Annotated in this window: 15 protein-coding genes and 3 pseudogenes; 15 read left to right on the forward strand and 3 right to left on the reverse strand. The window is 58.1% G+C overall.

The genetic code is table 11. The annotated features are described in order from the left end of the window. Nucleotides 1-5: 5 nt before the first annotated feature. The 3 genes from sctT (at nt 6) to EN808_RS25285 (ending at nt 3,018) form a co-directional block, all read left to right on the forward strand. Nucleotides 6-824, forward strand: coding sequence for a type III secretion system export apparatus subunit SctT (gene sctT, locus EN808_RS25275; RefSeq protein WP_024505376.1), 819 nt, complete (start codon nt 6-8; stop codon nt 822-824). Then, nucleotides 821-1,858 carry an EscU/YscU/HrcU family type III secretion system export apparatus switch protein gene (locus tag EN808_RS25280; RefSeq protein WP_024505377.1) on the forward strand — a complete coding sequence of 346 codons (1,038 nt, stop codon included), beginning with the start codon at nt 821-823 and terminating at the stop codon, nt 1,856-1,858. The genes sctT and EN808_RS25280 overlap by 4 nt, the downstream gene beginning before the upstream one ends. A 356-nt stretch (nt 1,859-2,214) precedes the next feature. Continuing rightward, the gene (locus tag EN808_RS25285) at nt 2,215-3,018 is read left to right on the forward strand and encodes a hypothetical protein (RefSeq protein ID WP_024505378.1); all 804 of its coding nucleotides are present in this window, start codon (nt 2,215-2,217) and stop codon (nt 3,016-3,018) included. 525 nt (nt 3,019-3,543) lie between these two features. On the opposite strand, the gene EN808_RS25290 is transcribed toward EN808_RS25285, so the two are convergent. Continuing rightward, nucleotides 3,544-5,658: a hypothetical protein gene (locus EN808_RS25290; RefSeq protein ID WP_245454733.1), complete on the reverse strand. Its 2,115-nt coding sequence runs from the start codon at nt 5,656-5,658 to the stop codon at nt 3,544-3,546. A 1,348-nt stretch (nt 5,659-7,006) separates the two neighbouring features. Between EN808_RS25290 and EN808_RS25295 the strand changes: the two genes are divergently transcribed. From EN808_RS25295 to EN808_RS25320, 6 genes are all read left to right on the forward strand, one after another. Beyond that, nucleotides 7,007-7,336, forward strand: a complete 330-nt coding sequence (locus EN808_RS25295; RefSeq protein WP_081714433.1) for a hypothetical protein — start codon at nt 7,007-7,009, stop codon at nt 7,334-7,336. Nucleotides 7,337-7,407: 71 nt separating this feature from the next. Next, nucleotides 7,408-7,650, forward strand: coding sequence for a nodulation protein NopA (locus tag EN808_RS37150; protein WP_224570034.1), 243 nt, complete (start codon nt 7,408-7,410; stop codon nt 7,648-7,650). A 117-nt stretch (nt 7,651-7,767) separates the two neighbouring features. Next, nucleotides 7,768-8,658: a hypothetical protein gene (locus tag EN808_RS25305; RefSeq protein ID WP_024505382.1), complete on the forward strand. Its 891-nt coding sequence runs from the start codon at nt 7,768-7,770 to the stop codon at nt 8,656-8,658. Nucleotides 8,659-8,890: 232 nt separating this feature from the next. After that, nucleotides 8,891-10,954 carry a type III secretion system export apparatus subunit SctV gene (gene sctV / locus EN808_RS25310; protein ID WP_024505383.1) on the forward strand — a complete coding sequence of 688 codons (2,064 nt, stop codon included), beginning with the start codon at nt 8,891-8,893 and terminating at the stop codon, nt 10,952-10,954. Between the two features lie 53 nt (nt 10,955-11,007). Then, complete coding sequence (locus tag EN808_RS25315) at nt 11,008-11,550, forward strand: tetratricopeptide repeat protein (RefSeq protein WP_081714429.1); 543 nt, start codon at nt 11,008-11,010, stop codon at nt 11,548-11,550. Nucleotides 11,551-12,444: 894 nt separating this feature from the next. Further along, entirely contained in the window at nt 12,445-12,915 is a 471-nt protein-coding gene (locus EN808_RS25320; RefSeq protein WP_024505385.1) for a MucR family transcriptional regulator, read from the forward strand. Nucleotides 12,916-13,143: 228 nt separating this feature from the next. Here the strand turns inward: EN808_RS25320 and EN808_RS25325 are convergent, their stop codons facing one another. After that, a complete protein-coding gene (locus EN808_RS25325; RefSeq protein WP_008874821.1) occupies nt 13,144-13,356 on the reverse strand; it encodes a cold-shock protein in 213 nt (70 codons plus the stop codon). A 524-nt stretch (nt 13,357-13,880) separates the two neighbouring features. On the opposite strand from EN808_RS25325, the pseudogene EN808_RS37155 reads away from it, so the two are divergent. After that, a pseudogene (locus EN808_RS37155) lies at nt 13,881-14,097 on the forward strand (transposase); the annotation flags it as partial. A 794-nt stretch (nt 14,098-14,891) separates the two neighbouring features. Here the strand turns inward: EN808_RS37155 and EN808_RS25330 are convergent. Continuing rightward, on the reverse strand, nt 14,892-16,013 hold the full coding sequence (locus tag EN808_RS25330; RefSeq protein WP_024505387.1) for a DUF418 domain-containing protein: 1,122 nt from the start codon (nt 16,011-16,013) through the stop codon (nt 14,892-14,894). A 754-nt stretch (nt 16,014-16,767) separates the two neighbouring features. Between EN808_RS25330 and EN808_RS25335 the strand changes: the two genes are divergently transcribed. The 5 genes and pseudogenes from EN808_RS25335 to EN808_RS25355 form a co-directional block, all read left to right on the forward strand. Then, nucleotides 16,768-17,226: a response regulator transcription factor gene (locus tag EN808_RS25335; RefSeq protein WP_224570033.1), complete on the forward strand. Its 459-nt coding sequence runs from the start codon at nt 16,768-16,770 to the stop codon at nt 17,224-17,226. Nucleotides 17,227-17,470: 244 nt separating this feature from the next. Then, nucleotides 17,471-17,903: pseudogene (locus tag EN808_RS25340) on the forward strand (helix-turn-helix domain-containing protein); the annotation flags it as partial. Nucleotides 17,904-18,522: 619 nt separating this feature from the next. Next, entirely contained in the window at nt 18,523-19,182 is a 660-nt protein-coding gene (locus EN808_RS25345; RefSeq protein ID WP_024505389.1) for a response regulator transcription factor, read from the forward strand. Further along, a complete protein-coding gene (locus tag EN808_RS25350; protein ID WP_126063917.1) occupies nt 19,179-20,507 on the forward strand; it encodes a HAMP domain-containing sensor histidine kinase in 1,329 nt (442 codons plus the stop codon). The genes EN808_RS25345 and EN808_RS25350 overlap by 4 nt, the downstream gene beginning before the upstream one ends. Nucleotides 20,508-22,440: 1,933 nt before the next feature. Continuing rightward, a pseudogene (locus EN808_RS25355) lies at nt 22,441-23,745 on the forward strand (pitrilysin family protein); the annotation flags it as partial. Nucleotides 23,746-23,879: the final 134 nt, after the last annotated feature.

Consider the following 23,879-nt stretch of genomic DNA (forward strand, 5'->3'; position numbering starts at 1 on the left):
GCCCCATGGACGCGCCATCGGCCGATATTCAAATTCTGATCCAGACGGCTCTCGAACTCGTCGTTGCGGCAGGTCTTGGGGCAGCCCGCGCGATGGGCATCATGCTGATCTTTCCCGTATTCACACGCTCGCAGATCAGTGGGCTGATCCGGGGCTGTTTGGCTGTTGGCTTCGCACTACCATGCCTGGCACACGTCAGCGGCGGATTGCCGGCGCTGGATCCTGATACGCGCCTGATCCAGCTAACCCTGCTCGGATTCAAGGAAGTTTTTGTCGGTGTACTCCTTGGCACTTTTCTTGGCATTCCGCTTTGGGGCCTTCAGGCTGCCGGGGAGCTTATCGACAACCAACGCGGCATCAGCAGCCCGACCGCTTCGGCCGATCCCGCGACGAACAGTCAGGCTTCCGCGATGGGCGTTTTTCTGGGGATCACTGCGATTGCCATATTCGTCGGATCAGGAGGCCTGGAAACTTTGATCAGTGTCCTGTACCGCAGCTACTTGATCTGGCCGGTGTATCAGTTTCACCCGACACTGAGTGGGCCAGGAGCAATGGAGTTGTTGGGGCTTCTCGACAGCATAATGCGCACGGCATTATTGGTATCGGGGCCTGTCGTGTTCTTCCTGATACTGATTGATATATCGATGATGCTGCTGCGTCGCTTTGCCCCGCAATTTAAGGCGAGCCAACTGTCTCCGGCAATCAAGAACATTGTCTTTCCAGTTCTCATGGTCACCTACGCTGCCTATCTGGTGGAGAGCATGAAACTGGAGGTCACACGTGCCAACGGCGTGCTGGAGTGGTTCGACAAATTGCTGCCATGAGCGACACAAGTGAAGAGAAGACACACGCCGCCAGCCCGAAGAAGTTAAGTGAAGCGCGCAAAAAAGGACAGCTGCCACGTAGCTCCGATTTCGTCCGCGCGGTCGGGACTTGCGCTGGGCTCGGCTACCTTTGGCTAAGAGGCAGCGTGATCGAGGACAAATGCCGGGAAGCGCTCCTATTAGCCACCAAGTTGCAGAGCCTACCTTTCGATACCGCGGTGCCGCAGGCATTGGTTGTGCTCGTCCAACTCACAGTCGCGGCTGTTGGCCCGCTGCTTGGAACCCTTGTCGCCGCGGTGATTTTGGCCAGCCTGCTAGCCAATGGTGGATTTGTCTTCTCTCTGGAGCCGATGAAGCTCAGCTTTAAGAAAATTGACCCCTTTGAAGGGCTGAAGCGCTTGGGGTCTGCTCGTTCCATGGTCGAAGTCTGCAAGACCATGTTCAAGGTATTGGTTCTCAGCGCAACCTTTTCCATTGTCCTTCTCGGGATGTGGAAGACAATGGTCCCTCTGCCGATCTGCGGCATGGGCTGTGTTGGCCTCATCTTTATGGAGACAAAATTGCTGATGGGAATTGGCGCCGGCGCACTGCTGGTCGGCGGACTGATCGATCTTCTGCTCCAGCGCGCGTTGTATCTGCGCGAAATGCGCATGACCAATACCGAAGTGACGCGCGAGTCGAAGGATCAGCAAGGAGCGCCAGAGTTGAAAGGTGAACAGCGTCGCATCCGCGAGGAGGCGGCCGACGAGCCTGCGCTTGGCGTGCATCGCGCCACGCTGGTCTTAACAGGAAGGGCGGTCCTGATCGGTCTGCGTTACGTTCGCGGTGAAACCGGGGTGCCGTTCTTAGTTTGCCGTGCCGAAGGTGAGCGCGTTTCACATGTGTTGAGCGAGGCGCGGGCACTACGCCTGACGATCGTCCATGACCATGTCTTAGCGCGTCAGCTGATAGGCACTACAAAACTCGGCCACGCGGTTCCTATGCAATATTTCCAGCCTGTCGCGAAAGCATTCTTTGCCGCAGGCTTGGCCTAGTCATTGGAAGTCCACGACTGCCCAGTTCAAAACTGACCTGGCTCCATGCTAGTGGCAAATGTCGGCTGGCCATCCGTGCCCCAGTGTCTCTGTCAGGCCAACCGCGCAACCGCGGGCCTGGGGCAATCACTCCCCTCGGATCTGCCACCCAGCAACTACGGCAAGTCCTCCGGGCATGACCTTGCAGCCTCTGCTGGCCGGTGCGTGGCGCAGTCCGAGGTTTTGAGGCCGGCAGTGCGGATTTGATTGGTGCAGCCGTTGGAATGCCCTCGTCAGCTAGTCGTCAACTAAGCGCCCTATGTTGAACAGCCGTGCTAACTTGAGCTCGGTTGCGAAACATAGGAGTACGAATCGTCATGTATGGTCGAATTGGTGGCTCATCCGATAGTTACCGCGCGCATAATGCCGGCGAGCAATCGGATGCAGGAAGCGAAGGGTTCGCGGACACATTTGCCCGAATGCACTTATCCGGATCGGAAGGTAGCGGCGCCTCATCATCGGCGGCTCCCCAAGCATACTCCCTCAATTCCCGACCTCCTGTGGTGGAGATCAACAGGACTTCCTTCAGGAGACAGGTGAGGCAATTTCATGGTGATGAAATCACGCACATCGCCGACAATCCTCAAGAGTATTCGGAGTTCGTATCGTCACGAGCCAGGCGCACCGCGGACGTTGCTCAGCAATATGGCATCCGTCGAGATACGGAGCACGCGCGATATTTCAGTTACCAATTGGGAGACCGGAGTGCCGGACTGCTGAGAATGGAAGGCGGATTCAGCATGAACGAGTTCGAATCGGAAAGTTGGCGGGAACAATTTCCTGGTCGAACTGAGGTCACTTCCATAGTGGATCTTCAAGTCGCCCATCCGCTCGTCGAAAATGCGGGCGATATTCTGCTGGAGCATCAACTTCGGATAGACGGCGACCGACCGTTGCTGAATTGGCGTGCGGCTAATCCGGAAGCACAAGCGCGCGCGCAGACGATGGGGTTTGTTGAAGTGGATCATGGCGACCTGGTGCTTGACCCTACGCAGCATCCCGACAAATGGACGAAGAACAGTGCCGGTGAGTGGCAGCGTGCAGGCAAACCTCCACTCTATCTCCACAAAACCGAGGATAGCGACAGCAGCGATAGCGGGTCCGACGACGATTTCATGTGATTTGTCGACCCGCCGCCGAGCCTTGCAACTGGTGACGGTTGCAAGGCTGTTGGCAGTGAATGCTAATTGTCCGGCGACAGCCCCGCCTTAGCGCCAGCGCCGCCGAGCAATCCAGCCCATCTCCCAGACAATAAACTGCGGATGCGCATCGTGGGTGCTTGCGAGCGGATTGTATTCGGGCCGGAACTCCGCCTCTTGGAACCGAGCTCTCCCGAATCCAATTTTCTCCACCACACCGTTGGGTCGTTGCGATGCGCCGATCCCGATCGGATCGGCTATGCCTGCTCCGCGCTCGCAGGAAGACCTTCCGCCTCGATCTTGGCGGCGCGATCTCGGCGATAAGTTGGATGGGAGGCAAGATACGCCGCCACGTCAACAGCCGGTAACGCGACATCGCAAATCGGCCCTGACGGTAGCCGATCGACTCCAATCGCCGGACCGCAACTCGCGCAGCGGCATTCGCGGTTTGGCCAGGAGAAATGCTCGCTGACTCACAGCGTGGCCGGCCGCATTCTGAGTGCCCTGTCATGCAGCCTGCGCCGACGGGAGCTCGGCACGCGAATGGCGTGGTTGGCGGCCAAGCCCTGAGGTCAACAAGGACTTACAGAAAGCGGGGGTGAGTTTGCCGCGATGAATTATGACCTTCTCGCGACCGGACCTAGCATCGGCTTCCTCTCGCTCTCGATTGTAGCCGCGCTGTTCGTTGGATTTAACGTGGCAAGCGGTGAATTCGGAATCAGCCAGCCCTTCCAAGTTTCTGGCCATGACGGGGCGACTCGTGTGGATGTGCACCCACATCGGGCTCGGCATCGCACCATTGACCAGCATCTTGGGCTGCAGCTTCATCTCAAACAGCTTTCCTGGCTCGCCACGCAGCGCGACCGGTGCCTCCGGCGGCATCAATTCGTCGGCATTGCACAAATGTTCCAGGTATTTTTGCGCCGGAAATGCGTAGGTCTTCATGCAATCAGTCGTAATGCCGGCTTTTCCTTCATTCAATGCGTTGGCCTGTCCCAGCACCATGTTCAGCAACCCTTTGAGCTGGTCTGTGCGTTCGTGCACTTTGGGTAGCTGGGTGGAGGTGAGTAGCAGGCGTACATTACGCCCCTGCAACCCGGCGAGACAGGTTTGCATCTCAATGGCCTGGGCTCGCAGGTACTGGGCCACATCGTCCACGACCTTACCGGCCTCCTCAGGCTTCATCTGGCGCACTTGGGAGACGACGCTTTGCTGACCGGCCAGATCGAACTGCAAAAGTTCGTCCAATCGTTTGAGCCGCTCCGTCAATACCTCCATTGACAACGCGGCGCCCCCGATTGTCGAGCCTGCCCCCGACGAACTCGCAGCCACCTCTTGCGCTCTCACCTGTGTACTCGCAACTTGATCCGAGCGCGCGAGAACCTTGGCTGCTGGCACTGTGCCGGCGTTCGCAGCGACTGGTGTTGATGGCTGCCCGGCGGCAGAAGTCCCGGCGCGAGCTGCCGACTTATGCTTTGACTTCCCTTTCCTTCGCGCTGTAGTGCCTTCTGACACTGCAGCCGTACCAGCAGTGCCAGCCGGTATCGCAGCGCCTGCCCTGGCCGGCATCGCAGCGCCCGCCTGGGCCTGTGGCGCCATGATGGCTGACGGCGGAGACTGCAGGTTCAACAAGTGCATGGCATCGTGCGCAGTGATCCATGCATCGTCCACGATCCGTTCGAACAGTTTCAATGGGAGGCCGGCATCTGGGTAGGTATGGCTTAGCTTGGTATGCACCTCGTGCAACGCCAATCCAAAATCCGAAAGCCGCTCCATGATTTTTTCTACAACCGCGCAATCATGAGCGTTGAGTGTTTTGCCATCATCCATTATGCCCTTCGCCAAAGAGAGGGCGCGAAGAGCTTCTTGAGCGGCGCTTGCCATCAGCTGCACCACTCCATTTCGACCGACGAGGAGTTCCTTCAAATCTGGCTCGAACCTGCTCGCCCGCAGTTCAATCTTGGCCCGCGCAAGACCGATCCGCTCACGGACCAGCCAGATCCTGACACTCAGTACCGAGCCGGCACGCAGCCGCAGTGCGCACCGCTCGGCTTCCCGCATCACGGGCGTTCCACTGGATAGGCTAGCGGTGGCAGCGCAGGCGGATCGCTGCCGTTCGGAGCGCCATGCCTTTTTTTCCCACCACTTAATTGCCGCCGTATGGTGGTTCTCCACATTTAAAATCAACAGCTCCTGCCGGTCCGCCTGGGAGTAGGAGTAGAGTTTATCGACCATACCTGCCGCTTTCTTGGTCTTTTTGTCCAATTTCGTGATCGTCGACAGGCCAAGTTTGTCTACTTCATTCGCGGCGTCGCACACGATCTGGCAACATCTACGCACCTTGTCGTCTGGCATAATTGTCTGCGCCTCAGCCGCAGGCAGGCTAGCGCGGTACTCCAGAATTGCTGAGGCTGCATCGACGACCCGACTGATCAGCTCCACCGCCTCCTCGGGGACGTCGGTTTTCCTGGCCGCAGCCTCGCAATCAGTCAGTTGTTGAACAAGACTGTTCATTCTGAGCTGTGTCGGACTGATATCTTCATTTGACGATGAGCTGGTGCCTTCCACCTGCGCGGTTGATAGTTGGCTACCGACCGGCGCCATGGCTTCGCCCTCAGACATGGAGGGAGAACCGCGCCGCCTTGCGGCTGCGCCACGTGGCGCTACGGTTCCGCGTGGTGGCGCAGCGGCTCCACGTCGCGGTGTGTTCAGGATTTGATCTTCGCCAATCGAGGCGCCTGGCAGACTTTCGCGGGCATCGCCTGGACCGCGCGCAACTGGAAGGGAGGAGGGCCTCCTATCGGCGTCCCCAGAGCGCATCTGCTCCACAACGGAATCGAATGACTGTCCACCTTCTCCCGCAGCAAGACTTGATTGCGAAAGGGAACTGCTCGCCCGCCCCGCGCGGCTGGCTCCAGTTTCAGCCTGCGATTTCCGTGGTCGGCCAATGCCCTTCATATTGCGTCTCCGTAGTAGGCGAGAATGTGCTGCTATTGTGCTGGCGGCTGACGAGACCAGCGGCATCTTTCGGTTAACGTCACGGTCAGCCAGACCCGCGACGGCGTAATGTTCCCGCCAAAGTGCTTCTCAGTAGCAGGCCAAGATTGGCCCGAGCTCACAGGACTTTCGCAACGTTGCCATCGATGTCCTGAGATTATCAGCGCTTCAGTCCGCCGATTTCCAGGAACAGCGAATGAAATCAGACCAACTCGGCTAGCTCCCCTTCCTAGACACGTGCCTGACGATTTTATTGATGCGTCACTCCTCTCGTTCGCCACCGACAAAGTCACACATTTGCTTCAGAGAAGCGTGTGCGTTGCGTATCACGCGGACCATTTCGATCTATAGTTACAAAAAGTGTCGAGACGGGACCTTTGGATCCGAAGGTCAGGCACGGCCGGCCTAGATAGACCGCTTGGCTGACGATTAGCTGACGATGGGAGTTCTCACGAACAGGGCAAGAAAATCCGACCGCTTCAAGCTTTCGATATGGTGAGAAGAGGATCCGCACCGGCCTCCCAAAGCCGGCAGACCATCCCATGTTCGTACGGTCGCCGACCTTCTCGAAGCCAATGAGCTCACCGCGCCGGGCCGTGATGTGCAGGCGAGAGAATGGTGATGCAAAGACCGAGTTCCTGCTCGTTGCGTGCGCCCGTGGAGCCAGCAAGAATACGGTCATTGCGGTCATGCAGCACGTGGACCGTGTCTCCTGTTCGACACCACAGCATCGAGGATGCAAACGAGCTGCTGCGGCTGCCATTCGGTCGCGGCATGCGTGGACGGCGGGATTGGCCGAACAGCCGAGATCGTGGTCGACTGTTCGATGCGAGAGCAACATCCTGCAGAGCATACGTTTTTGCGCTGGCCGGTTTTTGTCAAAAGCCGTCAGGTTCTCGAAAGCTCCCGCCCTTAGCTTGATCGAGGCTAACCTTTAACACGTCGCCGCCAATGGCAAATGCCGGAGTACCTGATGATAGCAGCAATTGGGAGTGGAGTTGGCAACCTCGGGACTTCCTTGATCCGAAAGGGCCATGGGGATTCGAAATCCGAGCATTCTGGTGATGGCAAGCCGGCTGATGGCAATGATGGCAAGCCAGCTGGTGGGAATGATGGCAAGGCAGCTGGCGGGAACGATCGGGCGGATAACCGGACCGTTTCAAATGATCAACTTCAAGACAACTCACAGTCTGCAGCACAAAGTGAAGCCTTCCAAAGTATCCTGCGATCGTTCGCGTTCCAATTCGCGAACGATGCGATGGCTGAGGCCGATGAAGCTTTGGATGACACAGAAGATGCCTGACGCGGGAAATCCGGCGTGAGGTCATACAGGCCGTTATTGACGGCACAACTCCAACAGAAAAAGGAATGATCATGGCTGCAGTTGATAATAATAAAAAATCAGGCAATACCAATACCAGTAGCGCCGGCAATACCGATAAAACTAACAGTGGCACTCCCGGCAATACAAGCGGAGCTGATGCTACTGCTTTTCAGGCGCAAGTGCAGGAACTAACCAATGTTAGCTTGGAGGCGACGAAAAGGAGTGTCCAGTTGCGCACTCTAACGACCAATCTCCAGACCATCAAGAAGGCCGCCGACGAACGCGTTTCGTAATGTCGGAAGCGGGTTTTAGACTGCCCCCTAGCGCGTCTCCTTATTGACGCGACGTAGTCCCGAAATGAGCCGCATGGCAATTGCCATGCGGCTTCTATCCTGTTTGAGAGATGCTCTGTGGATGACGCCGTTTCCCTCCGTTTCGAAGTGCGTTCGGGGCACTATTGCGGTCTGACCGGCAAGACGGATCTTCAAAAGTGTTTAATCGGCAGCGGCTTCGATGCCGATTTGGTCTTTGTCGAGCAGGGACTGGCACCGCATCACCTTCGTGTAACTCTTCTTGGCAAGTCGATCGAACTGGAGGCGCTTGCACCCGGACTCAGTATCGAGGGCAACCGGAATATCGCCGCAGGCCAGTCCGTTGTTGTGCCCCTTCCTGTCGTCCTGCTCGTAGGCGAGATGTCCATTGCTTTGTCCGTGCAGGATGCAGAGCCGCCTGGTTCGACCGGCATACCGCGCCTACCGATCGGTGTGCTCGCCATGGTCATAATCAGCTCACTCGGGATCGGCGCGCTTTCAGGCACGATCTCCTATCTTGGCAATGCAAGTGGATCGAGCCCCAATTCACTTCGGGCTGAAGTCGCGTCCAGAACGATCAGTCACCGCGCTGACAATGAACTTACGGAGGCAGCGGCCCAAGAGCTGCAGGAGGAAGTCGATCGAGCGGGTCTTCTCGACGTCAAGATTGGGTCGGCAAAGGGTGTTGTGACCGCCGAAGGCACCGTCACGTCTGAATCGGTCATCAGCTGGCAGAAGCTTCAGCAATCGTTCGATCGTCGCACCAAGGGTACTCTAACACTGGTGAACGGAGTGCTCATCAAAGAGGAGAAGGCGCCATCCGCAATCGCGGTCGAAGCTGTGTGGCATGGGGTCCAACCATATATTGTCATCGACAGCGAGAAGTATTTTGTCGGCGCCATTTTGGCTGATGGATGGGTGGTCGAACGTATTGAGGACAGCCGTGTGCTGCTGAGCAGGAATGGCCGCATTGCTGCTCTCCAATATTGAAAGCTCGCAGGCCCCATCAAGCAGCACTCTATGGCCAGCCAAACATCCTGTCGCGCTCGGTGCTGACAAGCTGGCTGCGTTGGAAACATTTGCTGCCCAGCCATTTCGCGCCTGCTTGTGGCTCTCATGCAGGGTCACGCGCTGGCCAAGGCTGAGGCGCCTTCGGAGTTCGAAAGCCACGTTTCATGGCGTAACAGCAGAGTAAGTCTCAACCGATTGCAAAGGTGTCTCGATGGCCAACGTCCTGCGTGACTTCATCAAGCGTGCGCCGGCCAGCCCGGATTTAATGGTTGCGTTGATGCTGCTTCTGGCTGTCGCGATGATGGTCATGCCTATCCCGGTCGTGGTGGTCGACGCCCTGATAGGATTCAATATGGGGTTGGCCATACTGCTGATGATGGTTGCCCTGTATGTCAGTACTCCACTTGATTTTTCCTCTTTGCCCGGCGTTATTTTGATTTCCACTGTATTCCGTCTCGCGCTCACGGTCGCAACGACGCGACTGATCCTGGCCGAGGGGGAGGCCGGCAGCATTATTCATACTTTTGGCGATTTCGTCATTTCAGGCAATATCGTGGTGGGTTTCGTCATATTTCTGGTCGTCACCATGGTGCAATTCATGGTCCTCGCGAAGGGTGCCGAACGGGTGGCAGAAGTGGCGGCGCGTTTCACGCTGGATGCTCTGCCGGGCAAGCAAATGGCGGTCGACGCAGAGCTACGCAACGGCCACATCGATGCCAACGAATCCCGCCGGCGGCGCGCCGAATTGGAGAAGGAAAGCCAACTCTATGGCGCGATGGACGGCGCGATGAAATTTGTGAAGGGCGATTCCATCGCCGGGCTGGTGGTTATCTGCATCAACATGCTGGGTGGAATTTCGATCGGCCTGCTCTCCAAGGGCATGTCCTTCGGCGAGGTACTGCATCACTACACTCTGCTGACGATAGGCGATGCATTGATATCGCAGATTCCGGCCCTTCTGCTCTCCATTACTGCGGCGACCATCGTCACCCGTGTGACTGGGACGGCGAGGATCAACCTCGGTACAGAAATGGTCAGTCAGCTCACGGCCAGCACTCGAGCCTTGCGACTGGCGGCCGGCGTCCTGGTTGTAATGGGGTTCGTTCCTGGGTTTCCCCTCCCCGTCTTTCTGATGCTGGCCGCAGTGTTCGCTGCGGTAAGCATTGTCAAGGCTGATGTGCTGGGCGCCGGCACTGCCGATGCGAAAGGTGGAACTGCAGCGGAGCCTAAGCAAGCCGCGCCTGCGAAGGAATTCCCGATCGCATTTTTTCTAGCGCCAGATCTTATGCAGGCGGTCGATCAAGCCGAATTGCAAAAACATATTGGGCGCGTTTCGCTCCTGGTCACAGCCGATCTGGGCATTATCGTTCCTCGCATCCCTGTCTTGGTTGACGAGCAGCTGCCTGAATCGCAATTCCGAATTGATGTCGAGGGCGTGCCAGTCGAACAGGACGCCTTAGATCCAAACCAGATGGCGCTCCGAGCCGATGTAGCGCACGTCGACTCGAGCGGTGTCCCCCTTAGACGTGAGCCGAAAACGGACACACTCCCGGTTGAACATACCCCTGCAAAGGCCCTTACGGGCGCCGGCACGGAGCATAGGGCTCCCGGCGAACTCCTCGCCTTGCGCGTCCATGCAGCGTTGACCCGCTACGCACCGCGATTGGTGGGCATCCAAGAGACCCGACATTTCCTGGGCCGAATGGAGCAGGAATATTCTGAGCTTGTGAAAGAGGTGCTACGCACGACGCCGATTCCTCGGATTGCCGATGTTCTGCGCCGCCTCCTGGAGGAAGGTATCCCAATCCGCCACACCCGTCTCGTGTTGGAGGCATTGGCCGAATGGAGCGAGCGTGAGCAGAACGTTGCCCTGCTGACGGAATATGTCCGTTCTGGTTTGAAGCGACAGATCTGCCACCGCCATGCCAACACGGAGGGCATCGTGTCCGCCCTGGTCGTCGAGCGCGAGAGCGAGGATGTGATGCGTGGCGCGGTTCGAGATTCGGATGCAGGCCCCTATCTCGCACTGGAGGATCGGCAAAGCGAAGCGATGCTATCACAGATACGTCAGGTCCTTTCGAACGCAGAACCGGGTCAAACCCGCCCTATTCTGTTGACGTCGATGGATGTCCGACGTTTCGTCCGCGGCTTTCTGACGCGAAACGGGGTTGATCTCGCCGTGCTGTCTTATCAAGACCTCGCCTCCGACTTTACAATTCGCCCCGCAGGATCCGTCACACTCCCGCACGGATCGAACAGCGGATTGTTAGAGTAGTCCCACCTTTCCTAACTGAACGCCACGCGCCTCCCCGATAACTGAGAGATAACATGAATAGTAATACAGTTTCTCCATCGCCTATGTTTCTGCGCCGGAACTCACTTCTTTTTGCCGTACTCGCCATTCTGCCTTTGGGCGGTTGCGCCAGCTGGCAAAAGCCGGCTCTTTCCGTGCAGGAGACATCTTCCCCCGAGTTGCTCAGCGCCGATCAAATCGATCCGGCTATGCGCGAACGCATTTTGCGCGAAGTTGGTCAGGATGTTCAAGAGCGGGCTTTGCGGGATGAGGTGAAGCAGCACCCGGACAATGTTGATGCGGCGATACGACTTACAAATGCCTTGGTGGGCCAGAAGCGCCCGCACGAAGCGGTTGAGGTGCTCGACAGCGTCTTGGTTGCAGCCCCAGGAAACGTACGTGCATTGAATGCGAAGGGCGTGATTTTGGACATTGAGGGGCGGCATGACGCGGCACAGGCCCTGTATCGGCGAGCTCTCGAAAACGAGCCAGGCAATCAGATGGTGCAGCATAACTTCAATCTGTCGCTTGCCTTTAACGGCAAGTCCAAACAACCAAGGTTAGCACGATCGCAATAGGTGGGCACAGTGCATGCGCAGCCTGTTCCCCGGCTCGAACACGCGCTCGGCTCCCATCATAGATGGCCCCCTGAAGAGAGCCATATCTATGCAAAACAGTTGCTCCAGATCTGGCCGGCAGAGATCGGCAGGAGAGCCGGATGACATCACGCGGCCACCCGCAAGGCCACCCGCCTCGCTTCGTTGCCAGAGCGCCCTCTCCCTCGCCGGTCACCGTCTCGCAATGCGGCGACCTGGCTTAAGGCGGTCGACCGAGCGCCCGATGCAGTAGCCATGAATACGTAACGCAGCGATGGACCCGCCGGATCGTGTCGCGCTTGTGCTGGCCGTCCCTGCCATTACAGCACGGTGATTGTAGCTGGATCCTATTCTAGAGGCATCGATGGTGTGGATGCCTTCGATCCAAACAATCGATTTGTTGAATTCGTCCGCCTGAGGAAATTAGCTGCGGCGATCCGACTTCCGACGCCTGCAGGCGCAAAACCAACAGCGTGAGCGCTGCGGGTCCGGAGGCAGGCTGCAAAGTGCAATCACCAGCGCTGATAAGCGGCAAGTGAAGAATGTATCGCTCGGGCGACTCCTGTGTTGTGCACGGTTGCCCCGCGAGGTGAACTGTAGCAGCTTGGCAGCTCAGCGTTCACGAAAGGAGAAAAGATTTGGGGCCAAGCAAAGACCGGCTTTTTTGATTGTCTTGCTGTATCGCTATGGTGGGGCGGGCGCGACCGCTCCCATAATTCAATACGCTGCCTTTAGCGATGGACGATGACGGGATGCGTCGCCGAGACTTCAATGGTGGAGGAGCAGCGCACCCGTCGATCCATTTGCTTTCAGCGGCAACCGCCACTATGAAGCGACACTTCGCCCAACTGTGTTTCAAGCTGCCCGGAGAAGTTTATGACAGAAGAACCCCACAAGACCGACATCCTCATCGAGCTCACTGCCGATGTTGTATCAGCCTACGTCTCCAACAACCCCGTCCCGGCGGGGGAGCTTCCTGCCCTGATCGCCCAAGTGCACGGGGCTCTAAACGGCACGGCTGGACTCATACCGGCAGAAGAGCCTGTGCCTGTAAAAAAACCTGCTGTCCCGATCAAAAAGTCGATCGAACCGGACTACATCATTAGCCTTGAAGACGGCAAGAAATTCAAATCGCTAAAGCGCCATCTGGCGACGCACTATGGTCTGACCCCAGACGAATATCGCGCCAAATGGGGTCTGCCGTCGGATTATCCCATGGTGGCGCCGAATTACGCCGCTGCGCGCTCCGCCTTGGCCAAGACCATGGGACTCGGCCGCAAACCGAAAGAGCCGGAAGCCCCAGCCACGGCGCCGGCGAAACGGACCCGCAAGAAGGTCGCAGCCTAAATCCGTATCAACAGTCGTTCGGACGCGCAGCAGCCGTTGGCCCAATCTGCGCGGAATCAAAGGGCGGGGATGAGCCCCGCCTTTCCCGTCCAAGAGCCTCATTTCCAGAGTAATTCATGATGGCTCCAGCAATCCCTGCCGCGGCATTAACTTGCATGCTCCGGCCCGGGTTTCGAGCCGTCAATGCGTTCCGGCGATGACGAACCTTGCCAAGGCTTTCCCGGACCGTTAGCCAGCCTTGCTGAGGCTGCCTGCAGAGGACTTTCCCGTGCGGCGATCCTGTTCCACCTCGTAGTTGATCTTCTGGCCCTCATTAAGGGTCGACAGGCCCGCTCGTTCAACAGCGGAAATGTGGACAAAGACATCCTGACCGCCGTTGTCAGGCTGAATAAAACCAAAACCCTTCGTGCTGTTGAACCACTTCACCGTTCCAGTCGCCATATCCATTCCTTTGTAATAAGTCGCAACTTAGGCAGGCCATTCACGCCAGCCTGATTTGTACACGAGACTTTAGGCGCATCAAAATCGGAAAATTGCAAGGCCCACTCGATCGCCTGATCTCCAGCAGCAACTGCAACATATGCGAGGCGCGTGCCAGACGAGGCGTATGCCAGACGTTTCGTCGTGCGCTGTCGCTCGAACGTTGACAGAAACAATGACACACCTTGCAAACTCGGCACATCTTGTGGACGTGCTCGGGTCGCTTCTCGACTGCGATACCCGCTCCTGACCGGGTATCGTCGGCCAAAATGAGGGTTTTTGTCATGTGCCGCCAGACCGAAAGATCAGGCGCGCAGCGACCTGCACATTCAAACCGGAACCCGCGAACCTCGATTAGCTTCTGCCTGCTCCGAAGGGCGGTAGCCTGCTCTGAGGCGGGCCACTGTCGGGTTGAAAACCAACTGTCGGGTTCGGAACCCCAGATTGTCGGCAAGGTACGCGCCGCCCACTGGTTGGCCAAAGGGCACTGGCTCCTGATCCTGCCGCCATGCTCGCCCGATCTCAACCCGATCAAGACAGGTCTGCTCAAAACTCAAGGCGCGGCTGCGGAAGAAGGCGGCCAAAACTTTCGACGCTCTCTGCGGAACTCTCGGCGATATCTGCCAGCTGCTGGAGCCAAATCAAAAACCATTAATTGCGACAGGTGATTTTATGACATTCATTGCGAAGAGGCCAGAATGAACAGCGGAAGAGAGTAGCAGCTCTCTGGTCGCGGCGAGGTGGATCGTCGACACGATCGGCACCTGGCCCGTGCGGGGATCGCACCGCAGCCAGCACCAGAGCCAGACCTTGACCGCTTGCCTTGCTCAGGCGCCACAACAACGAGTGGCTGGAAGCAGATCCACGTGAACTCAGCGATATCGATCAGACGATGCTTACCCTCATGAAAGCCGATCCCGACGCTGTCCAGCGCCGCGAAATCCTGACCAGCATATGGCGCATCGGATGCCACCGCCTGCACACTCACCATCGACATGCCGGAACTCGGAACCAAAGGCCGCAAGCCTCGCCGGCCTCGGCAAAATGGAGCGGCCGCGCCTGGGCGGCCGGGCCAATGTTCGCCAGGCCCTCTACATGCCCGGCCCTTCGCCCTGCGCTTCAACCCCGACCTCAAGGCAAAATACCAGGCGCTAAAGGCGGCAGGCAAACCCGCAAAGGTCATCATCTTGTTGCGAAAGCTCCTCATCCTAGCAAACGCTCTCCTCAAGGCGCAGCGAAAATGGCCCCTAAAACCCTTGACCGAAACGGATACCTTAGCCTTTCAGGTGAGGCGGGCCGAGATAGACCAACCGCGGGTTTAACTTCGCGAGTTTAAGCTGATTATGCCGATGCAACTCTAGCGCCTGCGCGACCGTTTTAGCTTCCATCAACAAGGCGGCAGGGTGGGAGGAAGTACCCTCCCCTGCCGCGAACAAGCTTTGGACAAAGCCCCACCTTGTCCGTAATGTGATCGGGAGGCCGGGGCGCGGCGGTGCTCAGCGGATGTGACGCGCGAGATCTGCGACCCTACCCATCAGCACTTCCATCGGTCCTCGCTGGAAGACGCGCAGCCAAAGCACCGCAAAAGTGCTGATAACCACAACGAAGCCAAAGAGCGTGGACAGGCTCTCGTCTTTGAAAATGTTTATCTTCATAAGATAGGCTATTCCCGCAATGTGCAGCACATAGGCCGTCAAAGACATCGAGCCGACTGCGATTATTGGCCAGACCAGCTTTCGCAGACGCGGGAGCGCATCCACAGCGAGCATGCAAGCCGCCAAGATGATCATTGCGCAACCGGTGCTGCCCACGATCGAAAGCGTCGTTTCGCTATGAGGTGCGGCTATCCATGACGACTTGACTATAAATGACGACTTGGAAGGCTCAAAAGCGCCGTCAACGTCAGACCACCACAAGGAGGTTTCAGTCAAAGCGCGGGAACTCAGCGCGAGCAAGGATCCCCCATGGCCCAACACGGCCAGCGCGACCCCCGCCAGACCAAGGCGCCAATGCGCTGCTAGCGTATTAAGATTAAGGCGCGCGATGGCCATGCCAGCGATGAGGAAAGGAACCCAGGTCACCGCGGGATAGTAGCCGTTGACCATGAGGTTGAAGACCGGGTCGAGGAGGTTGGGGGCAACCGACAGAAGGGAGGAACGGACTTGCGGGAGAACTAATGCCGTAGCGGCAGCGATCAAGCCCAGCTGATATGCGCTGAGCCGATGGAGCGGCAATACCAACAAGAAGCAAATTCCGTAGTATTCTAGGATGACTTCGACCTGGGTACCGAGGCAGCCCAGGATTGAGCCAAGCGCGAGCAAAACAAGGGCACGAATTGCGACTCTGGCGATGGCCTGTCTACCGGCTATCCCCGACTTCGGCGCCTTGCGACCTGTAATCAGGAGGATTGAAAAACCGGCCAATACGGCAAACAGGGCCGACGGCCGCCCATGGGTTAGTTCCATCAGAAACCCGACTAGTCCTCCTTCGCCGGGGTCGGGACCGAGATGGGCGGCATACATCCCGAAGACAGCCAGGCCCCGAGCGAGGTCGATGCCGACCAGCCGATCTACTACCGACCCATTCCTAGCGTCGGCAACCGGTGCCTTCATTACCATGGTAGATTCCCTTGCTGGGTGTGTGGATCGCGGGAGCCGCGATAGGAGAGCCGGTCGGCTGCTGCCGTCGCCTCGTGAAAGGGTTCAAAACATCGCGCCATCTGGCGCATCGAGCCGGCGACAGAGCTGTTCAGCCATTAGCCTGGGGTAAGAACAACAGATCGGCTCACAAAGCCTGTGTCACGGACCTGAAAAGTGGTGTCGCGGAACCGTCGTTTTTTGCATGATGGCTAAGCCGAGAGATCCACTGCACCGACGAGAGACTCAGCGACGTTAGATATCCGATCAGTACGCCGCGGCTCCGCCGGTGACGATCACCCCGGGTGTCAAGGCCAGGGCGTAAACCTGCCATAATCTGTGGTAGTGCGCCCGCGACCAATCCGTTCGACAAAGCTCGGCGCATGGTCGAGCCAATCATATTCTTCCATGTGGCTGTTGCCTGAAAAACCGAAGACGCCGTTCGCTGGTCCAGCTGTTCCAGACCTCGGCCTGCGTCGGTCATTAGAACCGGCGCGCCTGTTTCCCAAATCAATTTGCTGATGCAGCCGCCGGGGGTCACATTGAGCAAAAGTGCCGAGGTCAGGACGGGTTTCATAGGGGCTCTTCGTTTGGCTTTGTTAACGACCCCTTTCTTGCAAGTTGTAGCTGACAGCAGCCTGAAAGCTCCCCAAATAATTCGCTGCCGCCGGTTCAGCCTATTGTCAGCTTCGACCAATAAGATGGGAGCCTTGCCCTCATACCGGAGCTCGGCAGCATGATGCGAATACTGCTCACTGAAGACGATAAGGACCTTGGAAGTGCTATGCACGATCATTTGGTGGCTGGTGGCCACGCGGTCGACTGGGCCAAGAACCTGTCCGAAGCGCGCGATTATGCAGCTGTGGTCGGCTACGACCTTATTTTGCTCGACGTTCACCTGCCGGACGGCAATGGGATCGACTATCTGCGGGAGCTGATCAAGGAACTTGAATCGGCACCGGTCATCATTCTGACAGCCTGCGATCGGATTTCGCATCGCATCGAGGGCTTCAACGCTGGAGCCGACGACTATTTGGTCAAGCCGTTCGATCTGGGGGAACTCTCAGCGCGTATCCATGCAGTGGCACGTCGCCATGGGCATTTTCCGGAGCCGCAATTTTCGGTTGGGACGCTTTCCATACAGGCAGCCGAGCGACGCCTCTTCCGCGACGGGCAGGAGGTCTACCTGACTTGACGCGGATGGGCGGTGCTCGACTACCGTCTGCCCCAGCCCTGCACGGTCGTTTCAAAAGGGAAGATCGTGGACGCGCTTTTCGGCAGACGGCGCTGATTCATACTCTAAAAGAAAATTCGGCTTCCAGTTGCCTTGGCCATGACTGCCCTTCCCGAAAGATGGGTGACAGTTCATTCCGGATAGATGGGTTACACTTTCGGCCCTTTGCAAGGAGAGCAAGGTGCCTTGGAAGGAGTGTAACGTCATGGAAGAGCGGCTGAAGTTCGTCGCCCGGCTGCTGGACGGCGAGAAGATGGCGGTGCTTTGCCGGGAGTTCGATATCTCGCGCAAGACCGGCTACAAGATCCTCACGCGCTACAACGACAGCGGCCTGGAGGGGCTGACGGACCGATCGCGGCGGCCCTATCGCCACGCCAATCAGCTTCCGTTTCAAATCGAGAAGCTGATTGTGCGCCTCAAGCAAGACAAGCCGACATGGGGTGCGCCGAAGATACGCGAGCGGCTGGCCCGGCTGTATCCGGATGTGCACCGGCCCGCGATCTCGACCGTGCATGCCGTGCTCGACCGCCGGCATGGTCGAGCGCCGCAAGCGCAGGCGCAACAGGGCGACGGGGACACCACTTTCAAACGGCTGTCGCCCTAACGATCTTTGGTGTGCCGACTACAAGGGCGAGTTCGGCAGAGAACACGGCCGGGACAGGGGATCACAAACACTTGACCGTTCCAGACCCTGGCAGTGGCGCATCGATTGACCGTTGGCTCTGTTCGTGGGCACCGAAAATAGGGCCTTCTTGGTCCTCGGCAGAGAATATGGCCCGGACGGGGGATAACAAACACTTGACCGTTCCAGACTCTGGCAGTGGCGCATCGATTGACCGTCGACTCTGTTCGCGAGCGCCGAAAATACGGACGACCCCTATGGTCAAAGTGCACTTCTGACCTGCTAGGCACTGTTCGATAACTGGAGGCACCCGCTACGGTGCCCTCGTATTTAAGACACCTGTCAGTTTCAAGCCTGGACATTGACGCGTGGCGCGGCTGCCATTCGTTGACCGCCACGTCGAATTGCCCGCCAACCAGTGTACAGCCGCCGGTGGTCACATTGAGCAAAAGTGCCGAGATCAGGAGGGGTTTCATAAGGCCTCTTCGTTTGGCTTTGTTAACGACCCCTTTCTTGCAATTGTAGCTGACAGCAGCCTGAAAGCCCCCAGATATTCGCTGGCGCCGGTTCAGCCTACTGTCAGCTTCGATCAATAAGGCAGGAGCCTTGCCCTCATACCGGAGCTCGGCAGCCTGATGCGAATACTGCTCATTGAAGACGACGACGACCTTAGAAGTGCTGTGCACGATCATTTGGTGGCTGGTGGCCACGCGGTCGACTGGGCCGAGGGCCTGTCCGGAGCGCGCGGTCATGCAGCTGTGGCCGGCTACGACGTTATTTTGCTCGACGTTCACCTGCCGGACGGCAATGGCATCGACTATCTGCGGGAGCTGATCAAGGGGCTTGATACAACGCCGGTCATCATTCTGACAGCCCGCGATCGGATTTCGCACCGCATCGAGGGGCTCAACGCTGGCGCCGACGACTATTTGGTCAAGCCGTTCGATCTGGGGGAACTCTCGGCACGCATCCGTGCAGTGGCACGTCGCCAAGGGCATTTTCCGGAGCCGCAATTTTCGGTTGGGACGCTTTCCATACAGGCAGCCGAGCGACGCCTCTTCCGCGACGGGCAGGAGGTCCACCTGTCTGGACGCGAATGGGCGGTGCTCGACTGCCTTCTACGCCGGCCCGGTTCGGTCGTTTCAAAGGGGAGGATCGAGCACGCGCTTTATTCATTCAATTCGGAGTTCGAGAGCAACACAGTGGAGGTTTATGTCAGCCGGCTCCGCAAGAAGATCGGCGGGGATAGAATAGCAACCGTGCGTGGCTCCGGATACAGGCTCGTGGTCACATGACGAACTCGAACAGCATGACGAGAAAGCTGATATCGTGGTTAGGCGGGGCAACGCTCCTGGTTTGGATCGCCGCCCCAACCATTGCTGCGTTCATTTTTTGCAATAATGTAAACGAAAGTTCGGATGACTTGCTCCAGGCGAGCGCAGAGTACAGAGAACCAGAGCTGATCAAGGTCTTGAATGGAAAACACGTTGATCAATACAATAACCACTTGCCAACTTATAAAAAGTACTGGACCTATCGTGAGCAGGTTATTAATAAGTACGGGGTAGTGCTTATTTCCGAACCGGAAGAGGGTCAGCAGCCCTTCCCTGATGCTCCCCTGAGTAACGGCTTTTGGGGAAACGCTGATTACCGCGTCTACACAGAGGAGATCCAAGACGGCGTGTATCATCAGTTGGCCGAACCGCTTGATGGCCGCCGTACCACAATCGCGAAGGGCGCACTTTTTGTCTTCCTTCCGACACTCGTGCTCCTGCCCTTTAGCTTAGCTGTTTGGTGGATCGTGATCCGGCGCTCGCTGCGGCCAATCGAGGTACTGCGACAGCAGATCGGATCGCGCGACGGCGGCAATCTGTCACCAATGGACTTGGGCGATTTCCCGGCAGAGTTGGCTCCAATCGCGGCATCCGTCAATCGGCTTCTCGATCGTCTGCGGGCGGCTCTCGAGGCCGAACGCGAGTTCGCCGCAAACAGTGCGCATGAACTGCGCACGCCGATCGCAGGTTCAATCGCTCAGATGCAGAGATTAGTGGCCGAGCTTCCCAATGGGTCGGCCAAAATGCGTGCGCGCGGCATCGAGCAAGCGCTGTCGAGCCTTGGCCGCCTTGTCGAAAAAGTGCTTCAGCTCGCTCAAGCCGAATCGGGGGTTGGCATGGCGGATCACGCGATCGATCTTGTCCGATCGGTTCGGCTGGAAATCGACGACCTGAGGAAAAAGCCGCAATATGCCGGACGCCTGCATCTTAACGTCGACGGCTGCACCACTTTGATGCGCAAAGTGGATGTCGATGCGTTTGGGATCCTCCTTCGTAACCTGATCGAGAATGCGCTGATACATGGACTGCCCACTGTTCCGACAACAGTTTCCGTCCAAACTGATGGAACCATCGCTATTGCAAACGCCGGACCGGTGGTGCCCCTCCCCGACCTCGAAGGGCTTACAAAGCGATTTAGTCGTGGTGCTACTCCTGCTGCGGGCTCAGGCCTTGGTCTACATATCGCTAACATGGTTATCCAGCGGATCGGTGGCAGTCTAGAGCTTGCGTCGCCCGCCCGCGGTCGCAATGATGGTTTCGAGGCGATCATACGAATTCCTCAATGACACCGGTGAATTCGACGACAGTTGGACACAGGGCGGATTGCTGGCAAGGCTGCTGACAGGGCGAACTGTACGGCAGTATGTATACGGCGTAGAAATCGTACTTCACACAACGCATTTCGGCCGCGGCAATCAATGCCGCTATCATCGTCTGAGCAGTTCGATCGAAGCGACACGACATGATCGGCAAAATCGAAGGCTCCGCCTCACCGCTCGCTCGATTTCGCCCGGGGAGAAAAAAGGCCATCCGAGAAAGTGCAAGCCGCCGCGCAAAGGCGACGTGTCCAATTGTCTGGGTGCCCCTGTGCGCCGGCCCGATCGGGTTGGCGGGGTCCAGTAAGGACCCGGACCAACCATTCCATTTAGACGACCGGCAGGTTTTAATCGGCGTCCGGATCGCCGTCCCAAAATGCCCCAAGTATACGGCTAGAAAGGCTGCCAACGATCGAGCTTTGGTCGGAGGCGTGCTTGTCAGCGTCTTGGGTGCTTGACCGGCCTTTGCAATGGCCATCGCCATCGCAAGTATCGTGCGTGGCCAGTGAGACCGCAATTTCATCAGCCTGGAGCCGACCGTATCGGTGCTTTTTTATGATTTAGGGATTTTTCGTTTTCCTCTTGGATCATCACGGGTTTGGAGAGGATCTGGTGTTAAGTGCCATTCGGAGCGCCGGCGAACCGCCCGAAATTAATGTGGTCGAGTGATGAAGCCTCCCGAATGCGTTAAACGAGACCCTTTATGGCGGCCCTGGCTGACAACAGTCTGAAAGCTGCAAGCGGCATGCGAAAATGGGGCGATCCTGAATGACGACAGATGCTATCAACATGAAAGAGGCTCGCCCTGAAAGCTGAGCACGCTTTATGCTCAGGCTGCTGACAAGGCCAAAGCAGCGTAAGTGCGTAGTGAAATCCAAGGTCCACATGGGTCGTCGCGCGTCCCATGCGCCTGGGAAGGCGCCGGCCCGGCCAAGCTTTCCCAGCTCGTCCGCATGATGCTTCGCTGAGCGTCAATGGACGTTGGCGCGAGACCAAGGCGTCGTGCGTTGCAATCCGGACGGTCCAGGGTATCAGGAGTTTCACGGCCTCGGCCCGCTTGGCTGGCCACAGTTGAAGCTCCAACGTACCGGCTGGCACCGGGAAATTGGGCTCTGCGCTGCCTCAACGCTGATGGCACGGTCAATGCTTGCCTACCGATGGGGCCGCCCATGCCGTGATGCTGTCGGTCGACGTTCGCAAACCAGACCCTCGCGAGACCCAGCGAAGGGGCTCGCCGGTACGACGAGGGACCTTACCTCTTTATGCGCGGCATCATTAGCCTTACACGTCGTCCCTCGCGCTCGGGTCTTTGTGGGGCGGATGAAGTCCTGATCGCGGTGGCACTGCTGCATGTTTGCGTAAGACCCATCCAGTCACGATCGCGCTGTCCTTCGATGTCGCGGTGCTGATAGGCGGGCAGATCGGTGTGCGCGGCGCCCGCCAAAGGATCGTCGTCACGCCGGAGGAGGCGAGCGTCATAGCCGGCGCGCCGGCGAAAGGCGCTTTCTGTCGGATGCCCGACAATGTCGGATATCGCAAGTATCAAGGTTGGATCAAACCTTGCGAATCGGGGCTTTCTTACTTGGCACGGGGCATGCTCAGGTATCCGCAAACACCCAATGGATAACGAGCAGACTTCCCATGGCCTCACCATGCCGAAAGTTTCCCGGACGCATCCAAAGATGAGGCTCGCGTCAGGCCCAGCAACACGCTGACGGCTCATGTGGCTCGGCGTCGCGTGCCGATCCACTTTCTCCCAATAGGCGTTCGGGAGACATAGATCCTTCAAAATGAGGAACAGATCACTTTGCCAGGAACGCAGCCCATAACCCCACTCTCCCTACCAGAACTACCAAGCAAGCCCCGCACTCATGGGCTTCGCAGGACGTCCGTTGCGTCCGAGTTGGTCGGCGCGGGGCCGGCTCCGATCCCCGTCGCATGGGAGGACGGCAAGGCGAGGGATTTCGTGCTCGACAACGGCATGGAGGTGGTCGTCATTCCCAACCACCGGGCGCCGATCGTCACCCACATGGTGTGGTACAAGATCGGCAGCGCCGACGAGCCGCCGGGCAAATCCGGCATCGCCCATTTCTTCGAGCATCTGATGTTCAAGGCGACGACCAACCATGCGGGCGGCGAATTCGACCGCGCAGTGTTCGAGATCGGCGGCTCCAACAACGCCTTCACCTCCTCCGACTACACCGCCTTCTATCAGACAGTGGCGCCGTCGGCGCTCGAGCTGATGATGAGCTTCGAGGCCGACCGAATGCGAAACCTCATCCTGACCGACGATGTCGTCAAGACCGAGCGCGATGTGGTCATCGAGGAGCGCCGCTCAAGCACCGACACCAACCCGCAGGACGTTCTCCATGAGGAGATCGACGCGACGCTGTGGCAGAACCACCCCTATCGCATCCCGATCATCGGCTGGATGCAGGAGATCGAGCAGCTGAACCGCGTCGACGCCACCGTCTTCTATGAAAAGTACTACTGGCCCAACAACTCCGTGCTGATCGTGGCCGGCGATGTCGAACCGGACACGGTGCGGGCGCTGGCCGAAAAGACCTATGGCAAGGTGGCGCGCGGACCTGACCTGCCGCCGCGCATCCGGCCGGTTGAGCCCGAGCAGAACACCAGGCGCACCGTCACGCTCTCAGACGCCCGCGTCAGCGTGCCCAGTTTTTCGACGCAGTGGGTGGTGCCGTCCTACCACACCGCCAAGCCGGGCGAGGCCGAAGCGCTCGACCTGCTGGCCGAAATTCTCGGCGGCGGTAACCGCGGCCGGCTCTACCAGGCGCTCGCTGTCCAGCAAGGTATCGCTTCCAGCGCCCGCGTCTATTTCCAGGGCACTGTGCTCGACGACACCAAGTTCGCCATCTATGGCGCACCGCGCGGCGATGCCAAGCTGGCTGATCTCGAAGCGGCGGCCGCTGCCGAAGTTGCCCGCATTGCCGAGGATGGTGTCAGCAACGAGGAACTAGGCAAGGCCAAGGACCACTATTTGCTCAATATGATCTTTGCGGAAGACAACCTGGACTGGCTCGCCAGCATCTACGGCTCGACGCTGGCCACCGGCGGTACCGTGAAGGATGTCGAGGAACGGCCGAATCGCATCCGCAAGGTTACCCCCGAGCAAATCAAAGCAGTTGCCGCCCGCTATCTCGCGTTCGACCGTTCGACCACGGGCTATCTCTTGCCCAAGACGGAGAATCAAGAGATGACGCTCGGCGCTCGGCCCCATGCTGCGATGAACATCCAGGAGGTGAAGTCCGAAAAGGGCATCATCGCCTGGCTGGTGGAGGACCACACAGTGGAAATCGTCAACATCGGCTTTGCCTTCAA

It is taken from the genome of Mesorhizobium sp. M8A.F.Ca.ET.165.01.1.1 (genome assembly GCF_004792065.1).
In the GTDB taxonomy this organism is placed as follows: domain Bacteria; phylum Pseudomonadota; class Alphaproteobacteria; order Rhizobiales; family Rhizobiaceae; genus Mesorhizobium.